Source organism: Streptomyces rimosus (assembly GCF_008704655.1).
In the GTDB taxonomy this organism is placed as follows: domain Bacteria; phylum Actinomycetota; class Actinomycetes; order Streptomycetales; family Streptomycetaceae; genus Streptomyces; species Streptomyces rimosus.
Genome location: NZ_CP023688.1, coordinates 5,924,835 through 5,947,474 on the forward strand (window position 1 = coordinate 5,924,835; position 22,640 = coordinate 5,947,474).

The 22,640-nt window shown below is 74.2% G+C and carries 22 protein-coding genes; 17 read left to right on the forward strand and 5 right to left on the reverse strand.

Features of this window, described 5'->3' with window-relative positions:
- Positions 1 to 94: 94 nt before the first annotated feature.
- The 4 genes from CP984_RS25695 to CP984_RS25710 all read left to right on the forward strand — a co-directional run bounded on the left by CP984_RS25695 (position 95) and on the right by CP984_RS25710 (position 4,161).
- Positions 95 to 1,486: a DUF445 domain-containing protein gene (locus CP984_RS25695; protein ID WP_003984889.1), complete on the forward strand. Its 1,392-nt coding sequence runs from the start codon at positions 95 to 97 to the stop codon at positions 1,484 to 1,486.
- A gap of 91 nt (positions 1,487 to 1,577) precedes the next feature.
- Positions 1,578 to 2,369 carry a class E sortase gene (locus tag CP984_RS25700; protein WP_030185509.1) on the forward strand — a complete coding sequence of 264 codons (792 nt, stop codon included), beginning with the start codon at positions 1,578 to 1,580 and terminating at the stop codon, positions 2,367 to 2,369.
- Between the two features lie 11 nt (positions 2,370 to 2,380).
- Positions 2,381 to 2,617, forward strand: a complete 237-nt coding sequence (locus CP984_RS25705; protein WP_003984891.1) for a DUF3311 domain-containing protein — start codon at positions 2,381 to 2,383, stop codon at positions 2,615 to 2,617.
- Complete coding sequence (locus CP984_RS25710) at positions 2,614 to 4,161, forward strand: sodium:solute symporter family protein (RefSeq protein ID WP_003984892.1); 1,548 nt, start codon at positions 2,614 to 2,616, stop codon at positions 4,159 to 4,161. The genes CP984_RS25705 and CP984_RS25710 overlap by 4 nt, the downstream gene beginning before the upstream one ends.
- Here CP984_RS25710 and CP984_RS25715 read toward each other — a convergent pair.
- From CP984_RS25715 to CP984_RS25725, 3 genes are all read right to left on the reverse strand, one after another.
- Entirely contained in the window at positions 4,139 to 5,200 is a 1,062-nt protein-coding gene (locus CP984_RS25715) for an SCO0930 family lipoprotein (RefSeq protein ID WP_003984893.1), read from the reverse strand. The two genes, CP984_RS25710 and CP984_RS25715, sit on opposite strands and share 23 nt — an antisense overlap.
- A 146-nt stretch (positions 5,201 to 5,346) precedes the next feature.
- Positions 5,347 to 6,933 carry an NADH-quinone oxidoreductase subunit NuoF family protein gene (locus CP984_RS25720; RefSeq protein WP_030185512.1) on the reverse strand — a complete coding sequence of 529 codons (1,587 nt, stop codon included), beginning with the start codon at positions 6,931 to 6,933 and terminating at the stop codon, positions 5,347 to 5,349.
- Positions 6,934 to 7,041: 108 nt separating this feature from the next.
- Positions 7,042 to 7,683, reverse strand: coding sequence for a hypothetical protein (locus CP984_RS25725; protein ID WP_003984895.1), 642 nt, complete (start codon positions 7,681 to 7,683; stop codon positions 7,042 to 7,044).
- A 366-nt stretch (positions 7,684 to 8,049) separates the two neighbouring features.
- Here CP984_RS25725 and CP984_RS25730 point away from each other — a divergent pair, with 366 nt between their 5' ends.
- The 5 genes from CP984_RS25730 to CP984_RS25750 all read left to right on the forward strand — a co-directional run bounded on the left by CP984_RS25730 (position 8,050) and on the right by CP984_RS25750 (position 13,360).
- Positions 8,050 to 9,105 carry a PucR family transcriptional regulator gene (locus tag CP984_RS25730; RefSeq protein ID WP_003984896.1) on the forward strand — a complete coding sequence of 352 codons (1,056 nt, stop codon included), beginning with the start codon at positions 8,050 to 8,052 and terminating at the stop codon, positions 9,103 to 9,105.
- A 129-nt stretch (positions 9,106 to 9,234) separates the two neighbouring features.
- Positions 9,235 to 9,540, forward strand: a complete 306-nt coding sequence (locus CP984_RS25735) for a DUF6412 domain-containing protein (protein WP_030185513.1) — start codon at positions 9,235 to 9,237, stop codon at positions 9,538 to 9,540.
- Positions 9,541 to 9,637: 97 nt separating this feature from the next.
- A complete protein-coding gene (locus CP984_RS25740; protein WP_003984899.1) occupies positions 9,638 to 10,387 on the forward strand; it encodes a YidC/Oxa1 family membrane protein insertase in 750 nt (249 codons plus the stop codon).
- A gap of 155 nt (positions 10,388 to 10,542) precedes the next feature.
- Positions 10,543 to 11,400 (forward strand): fumarylacetoacetate hydrolase family protein, encoded by an 858-nt coding sequence (locus CP984_RS25745; RefSeq protein WP_003984901.1) that lies wholly within the window; start codon positions 10,543 to 10,545, stop codon positions 11,398 to 11,400.
- A 118-nt stretch (positions 11,401 to 11,518) separates the two neighbouring features.
- Entirely contained in the window at positions 11,519 to 13,360 is a 1,842-nt protein-coding gene (locus tag CP984_RS25750; protein ID WP_050504663.1) for a choice-of-anchor A family protein, read from the forward strand.
- Between the two features lie 7 nt (positions 13,361 to 13,367).
- Here CP984_RS25750 and CP984_RS25755 read toward each other — a convergent pair whose 3' ends face one another.
- Together CP984_RS25755 and CP984_RS25760 are read right to left on the reverse strand one after the other, a co-directional pair.
- Entirely contained in the window at positions 13,368 to 13,886 is a 519-nt protein-coding gene (locus CP984_RS25755) for a heme-degrading domain-containing protein (protein WP_063604394.1), read from the reverse strand.
- 5 nt (positions 13,887 to 13,891) lie between these two features.
- A complete protein-coding gene (locus tag CP984_RS25760) occupies positions 13,892 to 14,989 on the reverse strand; it encodes a Gfo/Idh/MocA family oxidoreductase (RefSeq protein ID WP_003987449.1) in 1,098 nt (365 codons plus the stop codon).
- A gap of 56 nt (positions 14,990 to 15,045) precedes the next feature.
- On the opposite strand from CP984_RS25760, the gene CP984_RS25765 reads away from it, so the two are divergent.
- From CP984_RS25765 to CP984_RS25800, 8 genes are all read left to right on the forward strand, one after another.
- Entirely contained in the window at positions 15,046 to 16,254 is a 1,209-nt protein-coding gene (locus tag CP984_RS25765; RefSeq protein ID WP_078587065.1) for an ROK family transcriptional regulator, read from the forward strand.
- Positions 16,255 to 16,555: 301 nt separating this feature from the next.
- Positions 16,556 to 16,897, forward strand: a complete 342-nt coding sequence (locus tag CP984_RS25770; protein WP_003984858.1) for a hypothetical protein — start codon at positions 16,556 to 16,558, stop codon at positions 16,895 to 16,897.
- A gap of 121 nt (positions 16,898 to 17,018) precedes the next feature.
- Entirely contained in the window at positions 17,019 to 17,777 is a 759-nt protein-coding gene (locus CP984_RS25775; protein ID WP_003984859.1) for a GntR family transcriptional regulator, read from the forward strand.
- 133 nt (positions 17,778 to 17,910) lie between these two features.
- Entirely contained in the window at positions 17,911 to 19,032 is a 1,122-nt protein-coding gene (locus tag CP984_RS25780; protein WP_003984861.1) for a TIGR03364 family FAD-dependent oxidoreductase, read from the forward strand.
- 5 nt (positions 19,033 to 19,037) lie between these two features.
- Entirely contained in the window at positions 19,038 to 19,760 is a 723-nt protein-coding gene (locus CP984_RS25785; RefSeq protein ID WP_003984862.1) for a phosphonatase-like hydrolase, read from the forward strand.
- Entirely contained in the window at positions 19,757 to 20,881 is a 1,125-nt protein-coding gene (locus CP984_RS25790; RefSeq protein ID WP_003984865.1) for an ABC transporter ATP-binding protein, read from the forward strand. The genes CP984_RS25785 and CP984_RS25790 overlap by 4 nt, the downstream gene beginning before the upstream one ends.
- Positions 20,874 to 21,845, forward strand: a complete 972-nt coding sequence (locus CP984_RS25795; protein WP_003984866.1) for a 2-aminoethylphosphonate ABC transporter permease subunit — start codon at positions 20,874 to 20,876, stop codon at positions 21,843 to 21,845. The genes CP984_RS25790 and CP984_RS25795 overlap by 8 nt, the downstream gene beginning before the upstream one ends.
- Positions 21,832 to 22,629 carry an ABC transporter permease gene (locus CP984_RS25800; protein ID WP_003984867.1) on the forward strand — a complete coding sequence of 266 codons (798 nt, stop codon included), beginning with the start codon at positions 21,832 to 21,834 and terminating at the stop codon, positions 22,627 to 22,629. Before CP984_RS25795 ends, CP984_RS25800 begins: the two co-directional genes overlap by 14 nt.
- Positions 22,630 to 22,640 lie beyond the last annotated feature (11 nt).

A 22,640-nucleotide genomic window follows, 5' to 3' on the forward strand; every position in this document is an offset into this window, starting at 1 on the left:
GTGGTTCGCGGCCGGAGTAGGACACAGTTGAACGCACGTACCGGCACGGAGCGGGGCACCCGCCGATACGTACGGTCCGATCGGGTGCGAGCGGATGGAACGGATGGAACGGATGAAGACGGACGTGATCCCCGGCGGCGATACGGCCGCGGGAGCGGGCGGGACGCCGTCCGGCGGCGCGCACGCGGGCGGCGGCCGGGTCCGCGGCCCGGTACCGCCCGGCGGCTTCCCGTACAGCCCCGCTGACGAGGCGAAGCGGCGCGGCGTACGGCGCATGAAGACCCTGGCGACCTGTCTGCTGATCGGCGTCGCCCTGGTCTACGCCCTCGCCACCTGGGCGAAGGCCGCCGGGGCGGGCGGCTGGGCGGGCTATGTGGCGGCGGCGGCCGAGGCCGGCATGGTCGGCGCGCTGGCCGACTGGTTCGCGGTGACCGCGCTGTTCAAGCGCCCGCTGGGGCTGCCGATCCCGCACACCGCGATCATCCCGACGAAGAAGGACCAGCTGGGCGTGAGCCTCGGCGACTTCGTCGGCGAGAACTTCCTGTCCGGCGAGGTGGTACGGCAGCGCCTGCGCAAGGTCGGCATCGGCCGCCGGCTGGGCGCCTGGCTCGCCGAGCCGAAGAACGCCGACCGGGTGACGGCGGAGCTGTCCACCGCGCTGCGCGGCGCGCTGACCGTGCTGCGCGACTCCGACGTACAGGCGGTGGTCGGCGAGGCGATCACCCGGCGCGCCGACGCGCAGGAGGTGGCGCCGGGCCTCGGCAAGATGCTGGAGAAGATCGTCGCGGACGGCGGCCACCGGCGGGTGGTGGACCTGGTCTGCGTACGGGCCCACGACTGGCTGGCCGAGCACAGCGACTCGGTGATGACGGCGGTCTCCGGTGGCGCGCCCGGCTGGACGCCGCGCTTCGTGGACCGCAAGGTCGGCGAGCGGGTCTACAAGGAGCTGATGCGGTTCGTCACCGAGATGCGGGACATGCCCGAGCACCCGGCGCGCGGCGCGGTGGACCGTTTCCTGCGGGACTTCGCGAGCGACCTCCAGTCCGACACCGACACCCGCGAGCGGGTCGAGCGCCTGAAGTCGGAGGTGCTGGGGCGCGGTGAGGTGCAGGATCTGATCGCCTCGGCGTGGAGCTCGGTCCGCACCATGATCGTGGCGGCTGCGGAGGACGAGAACAGCGAGCTGCGGCTGCGCACCCGGGCGGCGCTGCTGTCGCTGGGGAAGCGGATGGCCGGGGACGGGCGGCTCCAGGGCAAGGTGGACGGCTGGCTGGAGGGCGCCGCGGTCTACGTGGTGACGACGTACCGCGACGAGATCACCTCCCTGATCACCGACACCGTGGCGAGCTGGGACGCCGAGCACACCTCGAAGAAGATCGAGGCGCACATCGGGCGCGACCTCCAGTTCATCCGGATCAACGGCACGGTCGTGGGCGCGCTCGCCGGGCTGTGCATCTACACGGTGTCGCGGCTGCTCGGCGGATAGCGCGCGGGGCGCCGACCGGGGCGCGGGGCATCGGCCAGGGCGCGCGGCGCCGCCTCTGGAAGTCTTCCGCCGCAGGCCCTACCGTGCCCGCGTGCGCGAGCGGATACCGGTGGTGGTGCAGGGGCAGCGGCGACGGCCGCCCGCCGTACGGGTGCTGTGGGCGGGCGCGGAGCTGGCGGTGACGTTCGGCGTGCTCGTGCTGCTGCTGGTCGTACATCAGCTGTACTGGACCAACCGGCAGGCACAGGCGAGCGCCCGCGACCAGGTCACCCGGCTGGAGCAGCAGTGGGACGCCCGGCGCGCGCCGCCCGCCGGGCCGTCGCCCGGAACCGAAACGCATGCGAAAACGCAGCCGGAACCAGAGCAGCCGCGCACCCGCATGCGCCAGGAGTTCCACAGCACCCTCGAACAGGCCCCGCCGCGCCCGCGCAAGGACGACGCGTACGCGATCCTGCGTATCCCGCGCCTCGGTCTGACCGTCCCAGTCGCCGAGGGCACCAGCAGGACCGCCGTTCTGAACAAGGGCTACGCGGGCCACTACGCGCACACCGCGCAGCCCGGTGAGCAGGGGAACTTCGCGCTGGCCGGGCACCGCAACACGCACGGCGAGCCGTTCCGCCGCCTCGACCGGCTGCGGCCCGGCGACACGGTCGAGGTGCTCACCGCGGCCGTCCGCTACACGTACACGGTCGACCGGACCCTGCCGCGCACCGCGCCCTCCGACGGCACGGTCATCGCCCCCGTCCCGTACAGCAGCGCCCGTCCGGCCTACCGCTACACCGAGCCGCGCGCCTATCTGACGCTGACGACGTGTACGCCGGAGTACTCCTCGGCGTACCGGCTGGTGGTGTGGGGCCGTCTGACGGGCGCGCTGCCCCGATAGGCTCTCCCGCTGTGCTGAAACGTCCCACGCTGCTGTGGCTCCTGGTCCCCCATGTGCTCTACCTCGGCGCGCTGCCGCTGGTGAACCGCGTGACGCCGACCGTCCTCGGGCTGCCCTTCCTCGTCTTCTGGATGCTGCTCGCGACCCTGCTGACACCCGCCGCGGTGTGGCTGGCCTGGCGCGGCGACCGGAAGCGGGCCGCGCGGCGGTCGGCCGCCGCCCCGGCCGGAGAGCGGGGCGCGGCGTGAACGCGACCATCGCGACCTCCATCTTCGCCGCGTTCATGGTGCTGACGCTGGCCCTGGGCCTGCTGGCGGTCCGCGGCGGCGGACGCCGCAAGGGCGGGCTGGCCGAGTGGTCGGTGGGCGGCCGCAGCCTCGGCACGGTCTTCATCTGGGTGCTGATGGCGGGCGAGAGCTACACCAGCTTCAGCTATCTGGGCGCGGCGGGCTGGGGCTACAACTTCGGCGCCCCGGTCCTGTACGTCCTCGCGTACATGTCCTGCGGCTACGCGGTCGGCTTCGTGGTCGGCCCGATGCTCTGGTCGTACGCGCGCCGGCACAACCTGGTCGGCATCACCGACCTGGTGGCGCACCGCTACGGGCGGCGCTGGCTCGGTACGGCGGTGGCGGTCCTCGCCACGGTCTGCCTGCTGCCGTACATCCAGCTCCAGATCACCGGCATGGGCGTGGTCGTCACCACCATCTCCTACGGCGCGATCAGCCTGAACTGGGCGTACTTCATCGGCTTCGCGGTGACCACGCTCTTCGTCGTGGTCAGCGGCCTGCGCGGCAGCGCGTGGGTGTCGGTGCTCAAGGACGTGCTGGTGATCGCGACGCTGGCGTTCCTGGCCGTCTACGTTCCGCAGCACTACTTCGGCGGGTACGGGCCGTTCCTGGACCGGATCGTCGCCGAGAAGCCGCAGTGGCTGACCTTCCCAGGACACCACTCGGGAGGCCTGGACCAGGGCTGGTTCATCACCACCTCCCTCCTGAACTCGCTGACCGTCGTCATCTTCCCGACGACCGTCGCGGGCTATCTGGGCGCGCGCAGCGCCGACGCCCTGCGGCGCAACGCGGTGCTGCTGCCGTTCTACAACGTGCTGCTGTTCGTGCCGATGCTGCTGGGCATGGCGGCCCTGTTCGTGGTTCCGGGGCTGACCGGCGCGGACTCCAACCTGGCGCTGTTCAAGCTGGTGGTGGACTCGCTGCCGGCCTGGCTGGTGGGCGTGACCGGTGTCGCGGCGGCGCTCTCCTCCATCGTGCCGATGGCCGTGTTCATGCTGGTCATCGGCACGATGTGGGGGAGGAGCGTGCTGGGCGCGGTGCCCCGGCTGGCGAACCGCCAGAAGCTGTGGTCGCAGGTGGTCGTCGTGGTGGCGGGCGCGCTGGCGCTGCTGCTGACGTACACCGCGCCGAACACCCTGGTGCGGCTCTCGCTCATCTCGTACGAAGGGATGGCGCAGTTGGTCCCGATGATTCTGCTGGGGCTGGTGTGGCGGCGGCTGACGCTGTACGGGGCGGTCGCCGGGCTGGCCGTGGGCCTCGTGGTGGTCTGCGGGCTGGTCTTCACCGAGCACGACCCGGTGGGCGGCATGAACGCGGGGATCGTGGCGCTCGCGGTGAACCTGGTGGTGGCGCTCGCGGTGACCTGGCTGGGACCGCGGCCCGTGGACGACCGGCCGGACTCCGAGGTGCTGGCGTCGGACCTGGACACGGGAGAGGACGGGCCGGGGGCGGGCGGCACGCCGGGGGACGGCGCGGCGGAGGTCAGCCCGTCGCCGGCGAAGTGATCTTCTTGCCCTCCGGGGAGACGGCGAACCACGCGCCCATCTTCCCCTGCCCCTTGACGTCCCCGGGCTGCCGGTCGCCGCTGAAGGTGTAGACCGGCCAGCACTTGACTGCCAGCTGCTTGGTGCCGTCGGGGCGGGTGACGGTGCTGATCAGCTTCTCGGGGACGCCTTTCAGCTTGCTCTTGTCGGCGGGCGCGACGGGTTTCCAGGTGTCCAGGCAGGCGCCGTTGCACCCGAACTTCATCGGCCAGGCGCTGTCCTTGTTGAAGCGGTAGACCGTCCGGCCCTCCTTGTCGACGAGCAGCTTTCCCAGCTTGGGCTGGTCGAAGACGGAGACGTCGGCGGCGGGCCCGGCGGTGGCCTTCTTGCCGTCGGGCGTGAACGCGTTCCAGGTGCCGCCGACGCCCTGGCCCTTGGTGTCGCCCGGGGCGGTGTCCTTGGCGTAGCGGTACGCGGGCCAGCCGTTGATGGTGAGCTGCTTGCTGCCGTCGGCGCGGGTGACGGAGCCGAGGGCGCTCGCGGCCATGCCGGAGGCGGCGGTGGTGTCGTCGGCGGGCACCGGCGGCCAGGTGGTCGCGCAGGCGCCGGAGCAGGCGGAGTTGGGCGGCTTGGCGGTGTCCTTGTCGAAGCGGTAGAGGGTCATGCCCTTGCTGTCGGTGACGACCGGGCCCAGCTCGGGGGACTGGCGCAGGGCGAGCGTCCCGGCGGGGGCGCCCTGCGCGGCGGGCCGGGTGCTGTCGCCGGACGAGCCGTAGCCGTCACCGCCAGCCTGGCCCTTGTTCGCGCCGTAACCGCTGTCGCCGGAGCCATAGCCGGAGCCGTATCCGGAGGAACCGCCGCTGGCCGACTGGGCCTTGTCGTTGGCCACCGGCGCGGCGTTGGGGCTGCCGCCGGAGCCGCAGGCGGTGGTGAGCGCCATGACGGCGGCGGCCGTCACGGCCAGCGCGGCGTGCCGCCGCTGGGCGTCGGAGCAGCGGGCGGGGCGCGGCGTCCGGGCGGTGCGGGCGGTGGCCGTGCCGGTGGGCGTGTGCTGGTTCACGGGGGTCTCCTTCGAGGTTCTCCGAGGTACGGGGTGTGCTGTCTGCGGGGTACGAGGGGTGGGGGGCCGCTGTTCAGGCGGGGCGGAAGTTGTCATCGGGGGACAGAAAGCGCGCCCAAGTGGGGTCCGCTACGCCCCCGTTCGGGTCAGGTGCCGTCCTGGATGCGCAGCGCCAGCGCCGGGCAGCGGCGTACGGCGAGCTGTGCGCGGCGGCGCATCCGGGCGGGCAGCGGCATGGCGGCGCGCTCCGGGTAGCCGTCGGCGCCGAGCCGGACCATGCCGGGTACGAGGTCCGCGCACAGGCCGTGGCCCTGGCACAGCGTCCAGTCCACGAGGAGCCGTTGGCGGGGGGCGGGGGGCCGGGACGCGAGCGTGGACGTGTGGCCACCGGCGTGCCGCCCGCCGCCGGTTCCGGGCGCGCTGTCGGCCCCGTACGCCTCCTCGCCGGTCACGGGCAGTACGCCGAGCACCGGACGGCCGCACCCGGCGCCGTGTGCGTGCCCGGCGAACTCCTCGGGGAAGGCGGCCAGTGCCGAGGCGACGAAGCGGGCAGTGCCGTCGGGGTGGCTGCACGCCCCGCGCCGATCCACGGCCCGCATCCGTGCCCGTACGGCATCCAGCGCGCGCTGACCGCCGCCGCTCACCGCCTGGCCAAGGGCATCGGCAAGGGCGGGCAGGCCCAGCACGCAAGGCCCGCACTGCCCGGCGGATTCGGCCGCCATCCAGCGCGCGACCCGTACGGTCTCGCCCGCCGGGCAGGTCCCCTCCGGCAGCGGCAGCACCGCTCCCGCCCCGAGCACCGCGCCATGTGCGGCCAGGGCCTCGCGGGTGAGGACGACCGTGGCGGCGGCGGACGGCGGCAGCCAGGTGCCGTGGTAGCCGCCGATGAGTACGCCCTGGCCAGGGCCGAGCCCGCACAGGGCCAGTACGCGGGCGAGCGGCACCCCGGTCGGCGCTTCCACGACCCGCTCACCGGACACGGTCAGCAGGACGGTGCCGGGTTCGGCGGGGTCGCCGGTGGTGCGGAAGCCGAGGGCGCCGAGCCGGGCGGCGACGGCGAGCTGGGCGTACGTCTCGGTGTTGGACAGCAGCGTGGGCAGGCCGTTCAGGCCGCGCTCGCTGGAACGGACCTTGCGGCCCGAGGGCAGGCCGGGGCCCCGGTTGAGGCCGTCGGTGAGCGCGGTGCCCTCGCCGGTGACGAAGCGTTCCTTCAGCAGCTGTGCCCGTACCGGCGTGGACAGCGGACCGCGCTCGGCGATCGCCCGGCGCACCGAACGGGCCACGTCGGCGCGCGTCACCCCGATCGCGACCTCCTCGGCGCCGAGCGCCCGCGCGGCCAGCAGCGCGCCGTCCAGCACCAGGTGCGGCGCGTACAGCAGCAGCGCCGTGTCCTTGAGACAACCGGGCTCTCCCTCACTGCCGTTGACGACCACGGCGGCGCGCCCGTCCGCGCGCCGCCGCCCCTCCAGGACGGCGCTCAGCTTGCGCGCGAAGGGGAACCCCGCGCCGCCGCGGCCACGCAGACCGGTGTCCTCGGCCAGCGCCACCAGCTCGCTCGCGGACAGATCCGGCGGGCTGCCGTGCCGGGTGAGGTGCGCGACCCGGTCCAGCCGCTCCGCCCCGTCCAGCCCGGCCAGCAGCCGGGGCGGCCCGACCGCGGCGAGCGCCGGTACAACGGGCGCGCGCCCGACGGCGGGCAGGGGGATCGTGGTGGCAGGCGCAAGGAGCGTCATGGGGAACTCCGGAGGTGGGGTGGGTTACCGGGGTGTACGGGGTGGGCTCCGCGGGCGTACCGGCGGAGTCTTCGCGCGTAGCGGTACGGCATGGGCGTCAGCGGTACGTCATGGCCGGCTGCCCGGGGCCCGGGCCTGCCGCGGCCACCGCACCCGCAGCACGAGCACCACCGCGACGCCCGCCACACAGAGCAGGTACGCCGCGGTCGCCCAACCAGCCGCCGGACGCCCCGACTTCAGGCCGTGCACCAGCGCCGCGCACCACGCCGCGTACGCGCCCATGTGCAGCAGCCGCCACCACCGCGCCCCGCGGCGTGAGGTGAACGCGCCGCGCACCGCGCCCGTCACCGCCGCCGCGAGGAACAGGTAACCGGCCAGCGTGCCGAGGCCGATGAGCAGCGGGCGGCCTTCGTCGGCGAACGGCACCACGACGGCCGTACCGCCGGCCCGGCCGCGCGCGACCTTCACCCCGATGTGCAGGGCGAGGAAGCCGAGCCCGGCGACGCCGGTGCCGCGGTGCACGGCCTGGGCGACCAGCCGGTGGCCGGAGTGCAGCAGCATCCGGTCGGTGGCGGCCAGGCCCCACAGCACGGTGCCGGTGAGCGAGACCAGCGCGAGCACACCGGCGCCGAAGTCCAGGAAGTCCAGCAGGCGCCGGGGCGCGCCGGCATGGGTGGCCACGGCCAGGAAAAGGAGCACGACGGCCGGCAGGGCCGGGCGCAGGACGGTCCGCAGACGGGATGCGGGCATCGGGCCTCCTTGAGGAGGGGGAGTCGAGTACGGAGTACGAGCGGGCGACGGCCCGGCCGTAACCGGTTCGCGTGGTACGCAATTCACCGAAATTCGCCACGGTTTTCCGTGGCTCTGCCCCGCCGGGCCGCGCAAAGGCAGGTACCGGGCGGTAGTGATCGGGATGTGCAGCAGCATCACGGAAGCCCGCCGGAGCGTCCTGCGGTTTATCGCGCTGTGACAAATTCCTGCACCGGCATCGAAGTTACGGCGGGTAACTCCGGATGGTGCCCCTCCAAGCAGGACCACCGCCCGGAGCGCGTCCGCACCGTGCCGCCGGGCAGCAGGGCCGCAATCCTTCCGCATCACGCCAGGAACGAGGTAGCGATGTGTGATCTCCTGACCCGCATCTGGTCACGCCCCCGCGGTGAATGGACCCGCGTTCTGAAGAAGGAACTCCCGGCGCTCGCCGGTAAGGTGACCGAGGAGCTGCGGAGCGGATTTCCCGCCTTTTCCGCACTTCTCGCGGAAATGGGCGCCGAAGAGGCCCGCTGGGCCGTGGAACAGGCCATGCTGGTGGCGCTCGGCTACCAGGACACCGCGGAACGCGCCCGGCGCTCCAAGGATCTCGTCGTCACCCCGCTGCCGGTCGCACCCGCCCGCCGGGAGCTGTTCGCCGCGCTCTCCGGAACCAAGGACGTCTCCGAGGTCGCCCTCTGCGAGGTGGCCCGCTGCGCCGGCTGGCCCGTACCGAGCTTCGTCCAGGCCATCGCCCTCGCCTCGCCCGCCGAGGCGCCCCAGCTGGCCGCCGCCCTCGGGGACGCCCTGATCGGCACGGTGGACGGCGACACCTGCCTGCTCGTGCCCGATCCCGGTACGCAGACCCGCGCCCGGCTGGAGGCCGCGCTCAAGGGGCGGGCGGCGGCGGTCGGGCACGCCGTACCGGCCGGTGACACCGCCTCCTCGCTGCGCTGGGCGCGCACCCTGCTGGCCCTCTCGCCCGGCCGCGGCGGCCCCGACACGCGCCCGGCCTTCGTCGACGACCACCTCTCGGCGCTGCTCCTCCTCCAGGACGAATCGCTGGCGCGGGCGCTCTCCTCGCGCTGGCTGAGCCCCCTGGAGGACCTGACGCCACGGCAGAGCGAACGGCTGGAGGTCACCCTGCTGGCCTGGCTGGAAGGCGGCGGCGCGCCGGAGGCGGCGAAGGTGCTCCAGGTGCACCCGCAGACGGTGCGCTACCGCCTGCGGCAGATCGAGAAGCTCTTCGGCCCCGCGCTGCGCGATCCGCGTACCCGCTTCGAGCTGGAGATGGCGCTGCGCAGCCGCCGCCTGATGGCCCACGTACGGCGCTACCGCTCACGGGCCGGGCGCCGGGCGCGGGCCGTCGCCTCCACCATCCGCCCGCTGGGCATGGCCCGGGAGGCCCGGGTCAACGGGCTGTGACGGGCGCACCCCGACCGCGGCGGCCCCGGGCTCCCCTCCGGGGCCGCCGCTCCGCCCGCCGCCGCTGCGGTTACGCTGGGGCGGACACCGGCGGTACAGCCGGTTCGAGTACGGAAGGGAGTGAACACGGTGCAGCGCTTTGCCGACGCCTGGCGGCTGTACGTGGGCGCGCTCTTCTTCCTGCTCTCCGGGTTCCTGCTCGCCCAGAGCGGACTGGCGCCCGCGTTCGCCGCCGCCGCGACCACCGCCGCCGTGCTGCTGCTGTGCCGCGCCTTCCTGGCCGCCGCACTCGCCCGGCCCGAACCGCCGGGCCGCGTCCGCACCGCCCTGCGCGACCGGGAACGCCGTACGGCCTTCCTGCCGCAGCGCGATCCCGACGCCGCCGGCCGTCCGCGGCCCAGGGCACCCGGCCGTCCCCTCCCGACGGCCGCGTAGGCGCCTTTCACCTCGCACTGTGCGGGGGCTCCGGCCCCGCGCGGCTCGTCACGCCGACCTTTTCCCCGGCACGACGAGACCCGTGGAGGGCTCACCCATGTCTGTTTTCTCCACCCTGGGCGGCGCGCTGGCCCAGGCCGCCGACCTCATCGAACCGCTCTTCGGCGCCTCCGCGACGGCCGCCGCAATCATCCTCTTCACCTTGTGCGTACGGGCCGCCCTGCACCCGCTCGCCCGCGCCGCCGCCCGCGGCGAGAAGACCCGCGCCGCGCACGCCCCGCGCCTGGCGGAACTGCGGCGGAAGTACGCGAAGGACCCGGAGCGGCTGCGGGAGGCGACGGCCGCGCTCTACGCCGAGACCGGCACCTCGCCGCTGGCCGGCTGCCTGCCGGCGCTCCTGCAACTGCCCGTCTTCTTCCTCATGTACCACCTGTTCACCAACGACGGCAGCGGCCTGCTCGGGCACACCCTGCTGGGCGCGCCGCTCGGCGGCCACTGGTCGCAGGCCCTCGCGGACGGCGGGCCGTTCGGGCCGCACGGGCTGGTCTACCTCGCGCTGTTCGCCCTGGCCGCGGCGGTCGCCTTCTGGAACTACCGGCGGGCGCGTACGACGATGGCGCGGAGCGCCGAGGGGGGAACGGCCGCCGACGGCGCGGTGCCCGGACTCGGCGGGATGCTGAAGGTCATGCCGCTGCTGTCCTTCGGGACGCTGATCAGCGTCGCGGTGCTGCCGCTGGCGGCGGCGCTCTACCTGGTGACGACCACGGCGTGGACGGCGTGCGAGCGGGCGCTGCTGCACCGGGGCGGGGGCGCGGACCGTACGCCGGAGAAGGAGATCGCGGCCTAGGCCCGTACCGCCGGGTAACGGTCCAGTACGTGAACCGGGTCTTGCGGAGCGGACGCCGTTCTTGGACGATCGTCCGAATCGCTCGATGGCCGTCCCCATCGGCCGGTCCGGGAGAGCCCTCCCGGACCGACCCTTCGACCACGGGAGTTGTACCGATGAAGCTGCTGCGTGTCGGTCAGGTGGGGACGGAACGCCCGGCGCTGCTCGACGAGCAGGGCGCCCTGCGCGACCTGTCGACGCTGGTCACGGACATCGACGGGGCTCTGCTGGCGGACGCCCCGGCCCTGGACCGGATACGGGCGGCGGCCGCCGCCGGTGAGCTGCCGCGCCTGGACCCGGCCGGGCTGCGCACCGGCCCGCCCGTCGCCCGGATCGGCAAGGTCGTGTGCATCGGGCTGAACTACCACGACCACGCCCGCGAGACCGGTGCCGCCGTCCCGGCCGAACCGATCGTCTTCCTGAAGGCGCCCGACACGGTCGTGGGTCCCCACGACCCGGTGCTGGTGCCGCGCGGCAGCGTGAAGACGGACTGGGAAGTCGAACTGGCCGTCGTCATCGGCCGTACCGCGCGCTATCTGGAGACCGACGACGAGGCCCGCGCCGCCGTCGCCGGCTACACGATCGCGCACGACGTCTCCGAACGCGAGTTCCAGATCGAGCGCGGTGGCCAGTGGGACAAGGGCAAGAACTGCGAGACGTTCAACCCGCTGGGCCCGTGGCTGGTGACGGCCGACGAGGTGCCCGATCCGCAGGCGCTGGGCGTACGCCTGTGGGTCAACGGCACGCTGCGGCAGGACGGCACGACCGCCGAGCAGATCTTCCCGGTGGCCGAAGTGGTCCGTTACCTCAGCCGGTTCATGACCCTGTACCCGGGCGACGTCATCAACACCGGCACCCCGGCGGGCGTGGCGATGGGCTGCCCGGAGCCGAAGCCGTATCTGCGCGCCGGTGACGTGGTGGAGCTGGAAATCGACGGCCTGGGGCGGCAGCGGCAGGAGCTGACGGCGGCCTGACGGGGCATCAGGCGCGGGTCGCGGGCGGGGCGGCCGGCTGTCGGCTGGACAGGGGGAATCGCCGTACGGGTACGCGGGCTGTCCGGCTGCCCGACCGGTCCGCGTTCATAGTGCCCATATGCCTGCAAAAAAGACAAAACGGTCCCATGTGGTGGGTGCCGCCGCGCTGGGAGCCGTCGCCGCGGTGCTCCTCGGCCTGTTCGCCGCGTTCGGCTTCGCGGCCCCGCTGCCCGACGGGCTCGGCCCGTGCCTGGGGAGCGGCTGCCCGTCCTCGTACGACGATCCGAACAACGGACCGGTGCCCGGCCGGGACGAGAACCTCAACATCTTCGTCGGCGGGGACTTCCGCGTCGGCGGCTCGGCCGCGGAGGCCGAAGGGAAGATCGTCACCCTCGGCACCTTCGAGATGAACAAGACCGGCGGGTCCAGCGTCTACAACGTGGGCATCGTCGGCGTCGGCTCCCGGGTGCCGCCGCCCAACGGCTCCGACTTCCTGACCGTGGGCGGCGACGTCACCATCGCCCCCGGGCAGCGGCTGCTCGCCGAGGAGGGCAGCACCCACGGAGTCGTCGCCTACGAGGGCAGGCTCAGCGGCACCGTGATTCCCCAGGCGGACCAGCGGCCCGGCGTCGCCGACCCGTACCGCAGGCTGGTGCCCGATCTCACGGCGAGCAGCCGGTGTTACGCGCGGACCGGGGACGGGCCGCGGCCCGCGACCGGCACCGCCGTCAACCAGGGCTACTCGACGGTCTTCACCGGTGACGGCAGGTCCGCCCTACAGGTCTTCAACGTCGACTTCGACCTGGTGGGACGCAACGGCGGCGCCCAGGGCATCACCTTCACCGGGATTCCGCAGGGCGCGACCGTCCTGGTCAACATGGTCGGCGACGCGCGCACGATCAACACGTACATCGGCCACGACCTCCAGCCGCCCGGCATCCGCCAGCGGCTGCTGTGGAACTTCCCGGACGCGAACACGGTGGAGTTCAAGGGCGGTGCGCAGTTCCAGGGAAGCGTGCTGGTCGGCAAGCAGGGCAGTACGACGACGGTGTCGGTGCCGGGCATGAACGGCCGGTTCTTCACGGTCGGTTCGCTGGTGCACACCTCGACGTCCGGCGCCGAGATGCACAACTACCCCTTCAACGGCGATCTGCCCGACTGCCGGGACCAGAGGCCGACGCCGAGCCCGACACCGAGTCCTACGGAGCCGTCGCCTTCACCCACGGAGCCGAGTCCGTCTCCGACCGAGCCGTCGCCGAGTCCGACCGAACCGAGTCCCTCGCCGACCGAGCCGTCGCCGTCGCCGACGGAGCCGAGCCCCTCGCCCACGGAGCCCTCGCCGAGTCCCACGGAGCCGAGCCCTTCCCCCACGGAGCCGTCGCCGTCGCCGACCGAGCCCAGCCCGTCGCCCACGGAACCGACCCCGACCCCCACGGAGCCGACTCCGACCCCGACCCCGAGTCCGACGGAGCCGAGCCCGAGCCCGACCGAGCCGACCCCGTCTCCGACCGAACCCACACCCTCTCCGACCGAGCCGGTCCCGACTCCCACCGAGCCGACTCCGGGCCCGACGGAGCCCACTCCCGGCCCGACCGAGCCGACTCCGGGCCCGACGGAGCCCACTCCCGGCCCGACCGAGCCGACTCCGGGCCCGACGGAGCCGACTCCGGGCCCGACGGAGCCGACTCCCGGCCCCACGGAGCCCACCCCGGGCCCCACCGAGCCGACCCCGACCTCAACCCCCACCCCCACCGCAACTCTCACTGCAACCCCGACCCCCAACCCCACCCACTCCTCCCACACCCCCCTGCCCAGCCCCGCCCCCACCGATGGTGGGGATCAGCTGGCGCACAGTGGCAGCGGGTTCCAGGATCCGTTGTTCATCGGGGCGGCGGTGGCCGCCGTCATCAGCGGTGTGGTGCTCGTGCTGATCATCCGCACCCGGCGCCGCTCGGACTGACCTGCCGTCAGTCCTCCGTCCGCTGCTCGATGTAGCGTCCCAGGGCGTCGACCACCAGCGCGTGGTCGTCGCCCTGGGGGAGGCCGGAGACGGCGACCGTGCCGATGACTCCCGTACCGCGCAGCCGTACGGGGAAGGCGCCGCCGTGCGCGGCGTAGCGGTCCGGGTCGAGGCGGGACGATTCCTCGAAGGTCCGTCCCTTGGCGCGGAACCGGGCGCCGACCAGGTACGACGACTCCGCGTACCGCTCCACGACGCGGCACTTGCGCTCGATCCACGCGTCGTTGTCCGCCGACGTACCGGGCAGCGCGCAGTGGAACAGCTGCTGCCCGCCGCGCCGGATGTCCACCGTGACGGCCGCGCCGCGCTCGCGCGCCAGGTCCGTCAGCAGGCAGCCCAGCCGCCACGCGTCCTCGTTGCCGAAGCGGTCCAGGACCAGGCGGCGTTCCTGCTCCTCCAGTTCGCGCACCTGGTGGCGCGCCGCCTCCCGCTCGTCCGTACCGTTCAGCACTCCCGTGCCGTTCATGCCGCTCATGCCGACTCCTCGATCCGGACCGTGCGGCCCTCGGCCGCCGATGTCTTCGCCGCTTCCAGAACGCGCAGCGTGGCCGCCGCTTCCCGGGCGCTCACCGGCGGCCGGCCGCCGGTACGCAGGGCCTCCGCGACGGCGGCGTAGTACGCGGGGTAGTCGCCGGGCAGGGTCGGTACGGGGTCGCCGCCGCCGGTCAGCGGGGACTCCCCGGCGCCGATCCGGCCCCACGACGCCTCGGGTTCGGTGCCCCAGCCGGCCGGGTCCTCGCCCGGCCGCCGGCCCTCGCGCAGCGCCGCTTCCTGCGGGTCCAGGCCGTACTTCACGTAACCCGCCCGGCTGCCCAGCACCCGGAAGCGCGGCCCGAGCTGGGCGGTGGTCGCGCTCACCCACAGGTGTGAGCGGACGCCGTTCGCGTGGGTGAGCGCGAGGAACGTGTCGTCGTCGGCCTCGGCGCCCGGGCGGCGTACGTCGGACTCGGCGTAGACGTGGGTGACCGGACCGAAGAGGGCGAGCGCCTGGTCGGCGACGTGGCTGCCCAGGTCGTACAGCAGCCCGCCGATCTCGGCCGGGTCGCCGGACTCGCGCCAGCCGCCCTTCGGCTTCGGCCGCCAGCGTTCGAAACGCGACTCGAAGCGCAGGACGTCGCCGAGCGCGCCCTCGGTGATCAGCTGGTGCACCGTGCGGAAGTCGTTGTCCCAGCGCCGGTTCTGGAAGACGGAGAGCAGCAGGCCGCGGTCGTCCGCGAGGGCGGTCAGCCGCTCGGCCTCGGCGGCCGTCCCGGAGAGCGGCTTGTCGACGACCACCGGCAGACCGGCCTCCAGCGCCGCGGTGGCGAGCGGGACGTGGGTCTTGTTGGGGGAGGCGATGACGATCAGGTCCAGTTCGCCGGTGCGGGCCAGCACCTCGTCGGGGGTGGCGACCGTACGGACCCGGGGGTGCTCGGCGCGGGCCTGTGCCTGCCGGTCCGGGCTGCTGGTGGAGACGGTGTCCAGCGTCAGGCCGTTGGTGGCGGCGATCAGCGGGGCGTGGAAGACCGAGCCGGCGAGACCGTAGCCGATCAGGCCGACGCGCAGGGGAGTGCCGGGAGAGTCGTTCATGCGTCCCACTTAAGCAACGCTGTTGCCAAAGTGCAAGCAATGCGGACAATGGACGGGTGACCAGCCACGACTCCGAAGAACGTGTCGCCGCACCGGCCTCCGCGCCGCCGTGTGCCACCGGACCGGCCCCCGCGCCGCCCGGCGGCGGAGCCGGGCTGCCCGCCCTGCGCGGCCACAACACCGCCCTGGTGCTGGGGCTGCTGCGGGCGGCCGGACCGGCGGGCGTCAGCCGGCTGGAGCTGGCCGCGCACACCGGGCTGACGCCGCAGGCCGTCAGCAAGATCCTCGCCCGGCTGCGGGTGGCCGGCCTGGTCGCCGAGGCGGGCCGGCGCGCCTCCACCGGCGGCAAGCCGCCCACGGTGCTGCGCCTGGTGCCCGAGGCCCGGTACGCGATCGGGCTGCACCTGGACCGCGACGAGCTGACCGCCGTCCTCACCGACCTCGCGGGCCGCACCGTCGCCGCGCGGACCGCCTCGCTCGACCTCGGCGCGGGCGCGCCCGCCGTGCTCGACACGGTGGCCGGGCAGCTCGCCGCGCTCCCGGACGAGGCCCGTTCGCCCCGCGTCCTGGGCGTCGGCGCCGCCAGCCCCGGGCCGCTGGACCACACGGACGGAGTGCTGCGCCGGGTCACCGGTTTCCCGGACTGGGACGGCTTTCCGCTGCGCGACGCGCTCGCCGGACGCCTCGGCCTGCCCGTCGTCCTGGACAAGGACACCAACGCCGCCGCCCTCGGCCTGGCCCGGCGCGAACCGGACGGGCGCGGCTCGTTCGCGTACCTCCACCTGGGTACGGGGCTGGGCGCGGGCCTGGTGCTCGGCGGCGCGCTGTACCGGGGGGCCAGGACCGGCGCGGGGGAGTTCGGGCACCAGGTGCTGCAACTGGACGGTCCGCGCTGCGGGTGCGGCAAGCGCGGCTGCGTCGAGGCGTTGTGCCTCGACAGGGCGGCGCGCGGCGAGCCCGCCGAAGCGGCCCGCATCCTGGGCGTGGCCGCGGCCAACCTGGTGGAACTGCTCGACATCGACCGGGTGCTGCTCGGCGGCCGTACGGTGCTGGCGAGCCCCGACACGTACGTACGCGGCGTGGCCGAGGCCCTGGCCGAACAGGCCCGCATCCGGGGCGACGGCGGTACCCCCGCGATCCCCGTGGCCGTGGCCGAAGGGGGCGCGCAGGCGGTGGCGGACGGCGCGGCGCACCTCGTCCTCGCGCCGCTGTTCGGCGCGCCGGGGACGCCGTTCGGGGGCGGAGCGGCGGCGGAACTGCGCTGAGGCAGGGGCTTTTGGTGTCCGGGGGCTGCGCTGAACGCGCGGCATTCGGGCGATCGAAGGCGCGTACCGGGGCGTCGGGGCCCGGGCGGCGCACGCCCGTGGCAAGGTCCGGGAACGACCGGTCATACGAGATACGGACGGTCCGGTCCGGGGCGGGCCGCGACGAGCGGCACACCCCGGACCGGACCGTCCGGATCGCCCACGTCCCCGTCCCCAGCCCGCCCCGTCCCCGCCCGTGTCCCCGTCCGACCGCCCCGGCGCCGGGCCGTCCGTCCGCGCCGGGCGAGCAGGGAGGTCCGTCATGCCCGTGCGCCCGCCCCGTGTGCTGACGCGCGCCACCGTCTCGGCCGCGCTGCTGGCCGCCGTGTCGTTTGCGTGCCCGTCCGCGACCGCCGCCGAGAGCCCCGGGCACCGGGCGGAGGTACGTACGGCGGCCGAGCGGTCCCCGGCGGCGAACGGAGCGGACGGCCCGGCCGACCGTACGGACCGCCCGGCCGCTCGCGCGGCCGACCGCACGGGCCGCCCGCCCCACCTCGCGGACACCGGAGCCGCCGCCGTCACCCGTATCGGCGCCGTCGCCCTGGTGCTCATGGCCGCCGGCGTCCTCCTCCTGGCGGCGGCCCGCCGACTCCGGCGGCGCTGAGCAGAACACCGACTACGCGCTGACCAGGACTCCGCCCGCGCGCCGAGCAGGACACCCGCGAGCCCCCTTCCCGTAGGCAACGCGTAACCTCCGGCCGCACCCGGAGTGCGAGGATCGCCCGGTGGACTACCCGAACGGCCAGGAACCTGGCGCACCGATCCGCTCCGGCATCCCCGAGCACGGACGCATCCCCAAGTACTACGCGGCGAAGGTCCAATTGGAGACGCTGCTCGCCGAACTGGGTGAGGGTGAGGCGCTGCCGACCGAACGCGAACTGGCCCTGCGCTTCGAGGTGTCCCGGGAAACGCTGCGCCAGGCGCTCCGTGAACTCCACCTGGAGGGGCGGCTGCGGCGTCTGGGCCGCGGCACCGTCGTCGCGGGCCCGAAGCTGGAACAGCCGCTGTCGCTGGCGAGTTACACCGAGGGCGTACGGAAACAGGGCCGCCGCCCGGGCCGCCACCTGGTCGGTCTGGACCGCTTCCCCGCGCCGGAGAAGCTGGCCGGCGAGCTGGGCCTGCAAGTCGGCGACGAGGTCTGGCACATGGAGCGGGTGCTGCTCGCGGACGACGAACGGGTCGGGTTGGAGAGCACGTACGTCGCCGTGGCCAGGGTGCCGCGCCTGGACGCGGAGTTCGAGCCCGACTCCTCCTTCTACGCCTACCTCCACGAGCGCCTGGGCATCGGCTTCGGGGACGCGGACGAGCGCCTGGAGACCGTACTGGCCACCCCGCGCGAAGCCCTGCTGATCGGCACTCCCGGCGCCCTGCCGATGCTTCTCATCCACCGACTGTCCCGCGACACCCGCGGCCTGCCGCTGGAGCGGGTGCGTTCGCTCTACCGGGGGGACCGGTTCTCCTTCACGACCCATCTGGGCGGCTGATCTCCCGGGACGCGGCAGCCCGCCGCTTCGATCACGAGAAGATAACGGGTCTAGGCCAAACTTGCGGCCCCGTTCACCACCCCGTCCCCTCCCGGACCGCCGGGCGCCACCCGCCCCCACGACCGTTCCGGGCATGCGAGTCATAGTTGTCGGAGCCGGGGTGCTGGGGACCATGCACGCCTGGGAAGCGGTCGGGCGCGGCCACGAGGTCGTGCACATCGAGCGGGAGGCCGAGGCGCGCGGGGCCTCGGTGCGCAATTTCGGGCTGGTCTGGGTCGGCGGCCGGGCCGGCGGCGCGGAGCTGGACACCGCGCTGCGGGCCCGCGAGCTGTGGGAGGGCATCGGGGAGCGGGTCCCCGGTCTCGGGTTCCGGCCGAACGGTTCGCTCACCGTCGTACGCGACGCGGCCGAGCACGCCGTCGCCGAGGCGGCCGTACGCCGTCCCGACGCCGCGTCCCGCGGGTACAAGCTGCTCGGCGCCGACGAGGCCCGGGCGCTCAATCCCGCGCTGCGCGGGGAGTTCGCCGGAGCGCTCTGGTGCGAGCGGGACGCCGCGGTCGAGCCGCGCACCGCCCAGCGAGCGCTGCGGGAGGCCCTGGCGGCGTCCGGGCAGTACACCTTCCTCGGCGGGCGCGAGGTACGCGACGTCGTCGGCGAGCGGGCCGTCCGAGACGACCACGGCGACTTCCACGAAGGGGACGCGGTGGTGCTGTGCACCGGCGCCTGGCTCGGCGGCCTGGTGCGGGAGCTGGCCCCCGACCTGCCGGTGCGCCGGGTCCGGCTCCAGATGATGCAGACCACACCGCTCGGCGAGAGCCTGACCACCTCCGTCGCCGACGCGGACAGCTTCCGCTACTACCCGGCCTACGCCGGACCGGAGCTGGACGCGCTGGCCGCAGCGCAGCCCCAGCCGCCGGTCGCCGCCGAGCACCGCATGCAGCTGCTGATGGTGCAGCGCGCCGACGGCGGCCTGACGATCGGCGACACCCACGAGTACGCCACGCCCTTCGGGTTCGACGTGGTCGAGGACCCGTACGAGCACCTGACCTCGGTCGTCGAAGCGCTGCTCGGCCGCCCGCTGCCCGCCGTGCGCCGCCGCTGGGCCGGGGTGTACGCGCAGTGCACCGACCCGTCCCGCGTCGTGCACCGGCAGCAGGTGCGGGAGGGCGTCTGGCTGGTCACCGGACCCGGCGGACGCGGCATGACCTGCTCCCCGGCGCTGGCCGAGGACACCGCGAACGAACTGGGCTGGTGAGGGCCATGAACAGCGACTACCCGGAGGACGCGCCGGTTTCCCTCGTCGTCCTCGACATGGCGGGGACCACGGTCGCCGACGGCGGGCTGGTGGAGCAGGCGTTCGGCGCCGCGGCCGGGCGGCTCGGCGTCGTACCGGGCAGCGCCGAGCACGCCGAACAGCTGGCGTACGTCCGCGCCACCATGGGCGAGTCCAAGATCTCCGTCTTCCGGCACCTCTACGGGGACGAACAGCGGGCCCGCCGTGCCAACGCCGCCTTCGAGGAGGCGTACGGGGAACTGGTCGACGGCGGGCGGATAGCGCCCGTGCCCGGCGCCCGGGAGGCCATCGAGGCCCTGCGGGACGCGGGCCGCACGGTCGTGCTGACCACCGGCTTCGCCCGGGTCACCCAGGACGCGATCCTGGACGCGCTCGGCTGGCGGGACCTGGCGGCGCTGACCCTGTGCCCGGCCGACGCGGGCGGGCGCGGACGCCCGTACCCGGACCTGGTGCTGACGGCGCTGCTGCGCACCGGCGCCGCCGACTCCGTACGGCAGGTCGCGGTGGTCGGGGACACCTCGTACGACATGCTCTCCGGGCGCCGCGCCGGCGCCTCCGTCGTCGCCGGGGTGCTGACCGGCGCCCACGACGAGGCGGCGCTGCGCGCGGCGGGCGCCACCCACGTCCTCGGTTCGGTGGCCGAACTGCCCGCCCTGCTCGAAGGACCGCGCCCGGAGCGCCCCTCATGAGCGCGCCCGCCGAAACGATCCGCCCCGCCGCCCCCGCCCCCACCACCCCCTCCGGCATCCGCTTCGACAACGTCTCCGTCGCCTACGGCGAGCACGTCGTCCTGGAGTCCTTCGACCTGACCGTCGAACCGGGCGAGGTGATGGCGCTGCTCGGCCCTTCCGGGTCGGGCAAGACCACCGCGCTGCGGGCGGTCGCCGGATTCGTCCGGCCGTGTGCCGGGCGGGTGCTGATCGGCGGCCGGGACGTGACCGGGCTGCCCCCGTACCGGCGCGGCATCGGCATGGTCGTCCAGCAGTACGCGCTCTTCCCGCACCTGCGCGTCGAGGACAACGTCGCCTTCGGCCTCAAGGCGCGGCGCGGGCGCACCGCGTCGCGCGCCGAGACCGCGGTCCGGGTGGCCGAGGTGCTGGAGATGACCGGCATGGCCGCGTACGCCCGTCGCTACCCGCGCGAACTGTCCGGCGGGCAGCAGCAGCGGGTCGCCATCGCGCGGGCGCTGGCCATCCGCCCCGGCGTGCTCCTCCTGGACGAGCCGCTGTCCGCCCTCGACGCCCGGCTGCGCTCCGGCATGCTCGCCGAACTGGCGCGTCTGCACCGCGAGTTGCCCGACGTGTCGATCCTGTACGTCACCCACGACCAGATGGAGGCGCTGACGCTGGCGGACCGGATCGCCGTCATGGACCGCGCGCGGCTGCGCGACTGCGGCACCCCGCAGGACCTCTACCGCCGTCCGCGCACCGAGTTCACCGCCTCCTTCGTGGGCAACGCCAACCTCCTCCCGGTGACCGTCGGCCCGGACGGCACCGCCGACTTCGCCGGTACCCGGCTGACCGTCACGCCCGCCGAGGGCCCCGCACCCGGCGCGTCCGCCACGCTCTGCGTACGCCCGCACCTGGTCGGCCTCGGCGACGGCCCCAACGCGCTGCACGGCCGCGTCACCGAGGTGCAGTGGCGCGGCGCGACGCACCGGGTGTACGCGGACGTGGCCGGGCACCGCGTCATGGCCGACCTGCGCGAACTGCGGACCACACCGGAGCCGGGCAGCGAGATCGTCCTGCACTTCGCCGCCGAGGACGCGGTGCTGCTGCCGGCCGGAGCGGGGAGCAGGGACGATGAGTAGGCCGGGCACGCTCACGCCGCATACGGCCGGAGAGCGGCACCGGACGGCCGGAGAGCGTGACCGACCGGCCGGGACGCGGCACGAAGGCGGTCGGCGGCGGGCCTCGTCGGCCCTGTGGGCCCTTCCGCCGCTCCTCGCCCTCGGGCTCGTCTTCCTCTACCCGCTGGCCCTGGTCGTACGGCAGTCCTTCACGCAGGACGAGGGCGGCCCGCCGTCCACCGCCCCGTACGCGCAGGTCTTCGCCGAAGCGTCCTTCCGGGACGCGCTCGGGAACACCGTGCTGCTCGCCCTCGGCGCGACCGCCGGGTGCCTGCTGCTCGGCTTCGCCCTCGCCCTGGTGATCGCGTTCGTGCCGTTCCCCGGCAGCCGGGCGCTCGGCCGCTTCATCGACGTCTTCCTCGCCTTCCCGTCCTTCCTGATCACCCTCGCGCTGCTCTTCGTCTACGGAACGGCCGGGCTCGCCAACGGCCTGTGGACGGACGCCACCGGCGCCGCGAGCGGGCCCTTCGACTTCCTGCGCACCCCCTGGGGCGTGCTGCTCGCCGAGATCACCTACTTCACGCCCTTCGTGATGCGCCCGCTGCTCGCCGCCTTCTCCCAGATCGAGACCGGACAGCTGGAGGCCGCCGCCTCGCTCGGCGCCCGGCCGGCCCGGGTCGTACGGAAGGTGATCTGGCCCGAGGCGCTGCCGTCGCTGGCGGCGGGCGGGGCCCTCGTGCTGGTGCTGACGCTCAACGAGTTCGGGATCGTGCTGTTCACCGGCGCCAAGGACGTGGTCACCCTGCCGGTGCTCGTCTACACGAAGGCCATCCTCGACGGCGACTACACGGGGGCGTGCGTCGTCGCCGTCGTCAACATCGTGCTGTCCCTGGCCCTTTACGCCCTGTACCGGACCGTGGCCGCACGGGCGGGCGGGGCGCGTACGCCGTCCACGGGAGGTGACGAGCACCGTGCTCGTGCATAGCAAGGGCGCCCGCCGGGCCGTCCGGGCCCTGTTCCTCGTCCTGTTCCTGCCGCTCTTCGCACTGCCGCTGCTGGTGATCGTCGCGGCGTCCTTCGCGAGCAGCTGGAGCGGCGCGCTGCCGTCCGGCCCCACGCTCGCGCACTACCGGGACCTCGCCCAGGGCGACTCCCTCCGGGCGCTGGTCACCAGCCTGGTCACGGCCGTCACCGCCAGCCTGCTCGCGCTGGCCGCCGGCACCTGGGCCGCGCTGGCCGCACAACGGCTGCGGCCCCGCGCCCGCAAGGTGCTCGACGCGCTCTTCATGCTGCCGGTCGCGGTGCCGTCCGTCGTCGTGGGCCTGTCGCTGCTGGTCGCCTTCTCGCAGCCGCCGCTGCTGCTGAACGGCACCCCACAGATCGTCGTCATCGCGCACACGGTCCTGGTCACCGCCTTCGCCCACCAGTCCGTCACGGCCGCGCTAACCCGCCTGGACCCGGCGTACGAACAGAGCGCCGCCAGCCTCGGCGCGCGCCCCGCCCACGTCCTGTGGCGCGTGAAACTGCCCCTCCTGCTGCCGTCCCTGACCGCCGCCGCGGGCCTGTGCTTCGCCCTGTCCATGGGCGAACTGAGCGCCACGATGATGATCTACCCGCCGGACTGGCTACCGCTGCCGGTACGGGTCTTCGCCACCACCGACCGGGGCGCGCTGTTCGCGGGCGCCGCGCTCGCGGTGGCGCTGATGGCCGCCACGCTGCTCGTCCTGCTCGCCGTCTCCCGCATCCGTACCAAAGCCTCGTACCGCTGACGCACCCCGCC

Bases quoted from the DNA above. Each gene is read 5' to 3' on its own strand.
- CP984_RS25695 (WP_003984889.1), top strand. From the start codon at position 95: ATGGAACGGATGGAACGGATGAAGACGGACGTGATCCCCGGCGGCGAT.
- CP984_RS25720 (WP_030185512.1), bottom strand. From the start codon at position 6,933: ATGACGCTCCTTGCGCCTGCCACCACGATCCCCCTGCCCGCCGTCGGG.
- CP984_RS25725 (WP_003984895.1), bottom strand. From the start codon at position 7,683: ATGCCCGCATCCCGTCTGCGGACCGTCCTGCGCCCGGCCCTGCCGGCC.
- CP984_RS25730 (WP_003984896.1), top strand. From the start codon at position 8,050: ATGTGTGATCTCCTGACCCGCATCTGGTCACGCCCCCGCGGTGAATGG.
- CP984_RS25740 (WP_003984899.1), top strand. From the start codon at position 9,638: ATGTCTGTTTTCTCCACCCTGGGCGGCGCGCTGGCCCAGGCCGCCGAC.
- CP984_RS25745 (WP_003984901.1), top strand. From the start codon at position 10,543: ATGAAGCTGCTGCGTGTCGGTCAGGTGGGGACGGAACGCCCGGCGCTG.
- CP984_RS25750 (WP_050504663.1), top strand. From the start codon at position 11,519: ATGCCTGCAAAAAAGACAAAACGGTCCCATGTGGTGGGTGCCGCCGCG.
- CP984_RS25755 (WP_063604394.1), bottom strand. From the start codon at position 13,886: ATGAACGGCACGGGAGTGCTGAACGGTACGGACGAGCGGGAGGCGGCG.
- CP984_RS25760 (WP_003987449.1), bottom strand. From the start codon at position 14,989: ATGAACGACTCTCCCGGCACTCCCCTGCGCGTCGGCCTGATCGGCTAC.
- CP984_RS25770 (WP_003984858.1), top strand. From the start codon at position 16,556: ATGCCCGTGCGCCCGCCCCGTGTGCTGACGCGCGCCACCGTCTCGGCC.
- CP984_RS25780 (WP_003984861.1), top strand. From the start codon at position 17,911: ATGCGAGTCATAGTTGTCGGAGCCGGGGTGCTGGGGACCATGCACGCC.
- CP984_RS25785 (WP_003984862.1), top strand. From the start codon at position 19,038: ATGAACAGCGACTACCCGGAGGACGCGCCGGTTTCCCTCGTCGTCCTC.
- CP984_RS25790 (WP_003984865.1), top strand. From the start codon at position 19,757: ATGAGCGCGCCCGCCGAAACGATCCGCCCCGCCGCCCCCGCCCCCACC.
- CP984_RS25795 (WP_003984866.1), top strand. From the start codon at position 20,874: ATGAGTAGGCCGGGCACGCTCACGCCGCATACGGCCGGAGAGCGGCAC.